The organism is Streptomyces boncukensis (genome assembly GCF_011045075.1).
Classification (GTDB): Bacteria; Actinomycetota; Actinomycetes; order Streptomycetales; family Streptomycetaceae; genus Streptomyces; species Streptomyces boncukensis.
In genome coordinates this window covers 1-3654 of sequence record NZ_JAAKZZ010000634.1, presented here as the reverse complement: position 1 = coordinate 3654, position 3654 = coordinate 1, and the positions used below count along the sequence as shown (strand labels likewise).

Here is a 3654-nt window from a genome sequence, read left to right as displayed (position 1 = left end):
GTTCGGGAGGGGGTAATGCTGGGTGGGTGGACCGCTGTGCGGCCGTGTGCTGATTCAGGGGGACGAGGCCGGCCCCTCCGGGGCCGGGGCATCCAGAATGCACTCGTAGTCACTCCGATGCAACCCTTGACACCAGATGATGGAACGTCAGGAGCAGGTTTCTGTTCACACTCGCAACCCTCCGAGAGAGGTCTACACCAATATGACGGAAGCGATCATCGAAAACTGACGGGGCATCAGAAAATGTGAGTGTCCGAGCCTCCCACAGACCACGATCCACACCCCAACAACAACGATCCGCACTACGGCGACAGGCACCCCGCAGCACCCCCGCACCACCACTCGCGCAAACCGCAACAACCCAGCCCGACGAAACCGCCCGCAACAACCCATGCGAAAACCGCATTTGCGGAAAGCGCGACGCTAACCCGTGCGTTACGGACGGGCAGCCCACGTCCCACAACGGTCAAGAGCATTCCGGCCAGGAGGCGTAGTAGGGGGCGGATTTAAGTGGCCACATGGTCTTCACGGGCCGAGCACCTCGACGGGGCCGGGGACGAGGCGGCTGAAAGTGGACGGAGCTTGCACTCCTCAGCGAAATCGGTGAGGCGCATACAGGTACCGACCCCCATGTCAGTCAGGAGCGGGGCGCTGCGGCTGGTGGTGATCATTCGTAGGCAGGCAGCAGCCTGCAGCAGCGGACGAGCCCAGAGCGGAACTGGGTGTGTCGTGCAGCCTGCCGGAGACGGCCCGCATCGTGAAGGGTGATCTCGGTGGCGTCTGGAGCGAGATCGGTGAGGTGCACGGTGTAGAGCTGATCGATGGATGCTGCTGTGAAGATGGCTGTGGCCAGGCCCGCGGCGAGATGTGGGTGTGCTGTTGCGGTGCGCAGCCGGTGGGCGACCCCGGCGGTGGTGACCTTTCCCCGTGTTGGCGGACGGTGGCCCCGTTCATGGATCGTGCGTGGGCTGCAGCGGTAGCAGTTGACGTCCTCCTCGTGCAGGGCCATGAGGGTGCTGAGTGCCCGTATGTCGATCCAGCGGTTCGTCAGGGATCGTGTCCGCGGATGGTCGACGGCGTGAATCCCTCGGCACTACGGCACCTGGTCGGCGGCGTGATCTCGCATCTCGGGGACGTGAACACGCACGCCTCGCTCAACGCGGCACTCGCGGATCCCGGCATGCCACCGATCCCCGCCGACGCGGGGACGGAGCGCGAGCGGGTGGCGCAGAGTTTCGCCCAGGTCCCTGACGATGCGCTTCCCCGTGTCGCCGAACACGTTCTGGAGCAGGGGGAAGTAGATGCTGCTGTCCGCAATGAGCTGCAGGACCTGCTGTGGGCGGCGTCACCGGCACCGGAGATATCCATGCGGGTCCGGCGCGAACTGGCACGGACGCTGGAACTGACGGATCTGGTACGCGACAGTGCCCGGTTCCTGGCGCTGCTGGACCGGTTCTGGGTGCTCGGGGAGAGATCCCCCTTCGACGGGTTGCTTCCGGCTGCCTCCAGGCCACAGAACCTGAGGAACTGTATCGAGCGGCACGTCCTGCGGAATCCGGGCGCCTGGTCGGCGGAGGAGCTCTTCGAGCAGCTGGGCGCGTTCGAGACCAGGGATGCCCGGTTCGCCCGGTTCCTGGAAGGGGCGGTCAGCGGCGATGTCCTCCTGGACGGGAGCGCTCAGCGCCGTCTGGTGGAGGAGATCAACGCGCATGTCCGCAGTGCGGGGGTCGAGGTGAGGGAGACCGGGACCGAGGGGGCTATCCGCGTTTCTCCCTGGTCTCGCTGCGGGTGGTGGCCAGCCGACGGCCGGAGAATGTCATCTTCGCCTCGCTGGCCAAGCCTGATATCCGGTTCCTGTCCGCGGTGGACCACGACATCGAGATCGTCGGGGACCGCGGCGACGTCCTGGTCTACGACCGCGCCGTCACCGAGGCCGGTCTTCGCCGGCGGGATCTGCAGAGCTGGTGGCAGGACACGCACAGGATCGCTGACGAGGCCGCGGCCAAGAAGCCCCTCTACCACAGGCTGCGCCGCAGCCTGCCCGGCAACTCCCCCGGCCAACACCATCTGTTCGAGCTCTACCACCAGATCCTCGGCCCCGCGGTCCACGACTTCCCGGCGCTGCGGCCCGAGGTGTGGCTGCACTGGGACCACGCGACCGTCCGCGAGCGGGGACCCGAGGCGCTGCTGCGCTCGCGCATGGACTTCCTTCTTCTGCTGCCCTACGGGCAGCGGGTCGTCCTCGAAGTCGACGGCCTCCAGCACTCCACCCGCGACCGAGGCCGGATCCCGGACAGCGGCAGGTACGTGGAGAGGGTGGCCGCCGATCGCGATCTGAAGTTGCGGGGTTATGAGGTCTTCCGGTTCGGCCACGATGAACTCGCCGTCGCTGCGGATGCCCGGCCTCTGCTGGAGTAGTTCTTGCGCGGCCTGTTCGGGCGCTTCGGCCTTGGCTGGACCGGCTGACGCCGTCGGCCCCGGGCCAGGCCGCCGGGTGCTGACCAGTGCCGCCCAGTGCCGCGTGGCTCGTCGGGCTCGGTCGGCTCCATCCGGGCGAGCAGAGCGGAGCGGGGCAGGGCCGCGTGGGTGCCCGTCTGTCTGAGGCGGTGACCGTGCCGGGTGGAACCACCGGGCTCGGGGGATGGCGATGGCTGGCCGAGTGGGTGGGGAGCTGCTGTGTCCCGGGTTCGGATGCGTATTTCGCAAGCGCTGCCCTTTGTGTGCGGAAACCGCAACGCTTCAACGGGGAGGCTCTGAGCGCTCGCGGAAGGTGCCCTCGCCCAGGGGTCGGTGGCGTCCACGGGGCGCGGCCGTTCCGTCATGGCCTTCAGCCGTCTTGTGTTCATGGCGTGCCCGGGCGGCTGAAGGCCCAGCGCAACACCTCGGTGTCGACTCGGGGCCGTGCGGTGCGTGCCAGGCCGAGGCGGACGTGGGCGGTCGGTTGGGCCCGGGCGCGGAAGGTGCCGTGTGCGGCGTGGGTGTCGGTGAAGGTGGGGGTGTCGGGGGCGGCATCGGCGCAGATCGGGTGGAAGAGCGGGATCGTCTGCAGGACCTCGCGGGGGGGGTGCGGCGGGTGAGGTGCTGCCAGAGGAAGATGCGGGAGGAGAGCATGGGCTCTTTGCGCAGCACGGGGTGGCAGCCTTCGCCGCCGCCGACGAAGAGGATCGCGAGGCGGGTGGCGGGGTCGTCCCACAGGTAGCGGAAGTACTCGAATGCTCCGCTGCCCAGCCACTGGGCCTCGTCCATCAGGAGGGTGCGGGGGTGTTGGGCAGTCCGAGAGCGGTGTGGGTTCGTGGCGCACCATGCGGGTGGTGGGGCGGGCGCGGAAGGTGATGTTGCGGACGTCCTCGTCGGGTTCGAGTTCGCGCAGGCACACGTTGACGGCAAGGGTCTTGCTTGCCGGAGCCCGCGCCGCCGTGCAGGCACATCATGGCGCGCGTCGATGGCGTCGGTGATGTTCTCGCGGGCGGTCAGCAGGGCGCGGGTGGCGACGGTGTGTGCGTCGGGCAGGGCCACGTACTGGTGGGAAGCGGTCACGGCTGCCTTCCCTCGGGGCGCGTGGACGGTGCCGGGGATTCGGCTGCGGATGATGTTGGGCACTCGGCTTCGGGTGGGACGTCCGGGCCGGCGGCGGGAGGCGGTGGGGTGCGCCAG

General features: G+C 68.4%; 2 protein-coding genes and 1 pseudogene. 2 read left to right on the top strand and 1 reads right to left on the bottom strand.

The annotated features are described in order from the left end of the window. Nucleotides 1–667: 667 nt before the first annotated feature. Entirely contained in the window at nucleotides 668–1009 is a 342-nt protein-coding gene (locus G5C65_RS33355) for a hypothetical protein (protein ID WP_165302801.1), read from the bottom strand. On the opposite strand from G5C65_RS33355, the pseudogene G5C65_RS40885 reads away from it, so the two are divergent. Together G5C65_RS40885 and G5C65_RS39780 are read left to right on the top strand one after the other, a co-directional pair. Beyond that, nucleotides 953–1690, top strand: a pseudogene (locus G5C65_RS40885) (AbiJ-related protein); the annotation flags it as partial. The gene G5C65_RS33355 and the pseudogene G5C65_RS40885 overlap by 57 nt on opposite strands. 101 nt (nucleotides 1691–1791) lie before the next feature. After that, complete coding sequence (locus tag G5C65_RS39780) at nucleotides 1792–2418, top strand: hypothetical protein (RefSeq protein WP_241266240.1); 627 nt, start codon at nucleotides 1792–1794, stop codon at nucleotides 2416–2418. The last annotated feature ends 1236 nt before the right edge of the window (nucleotides 2419–3654 follow it).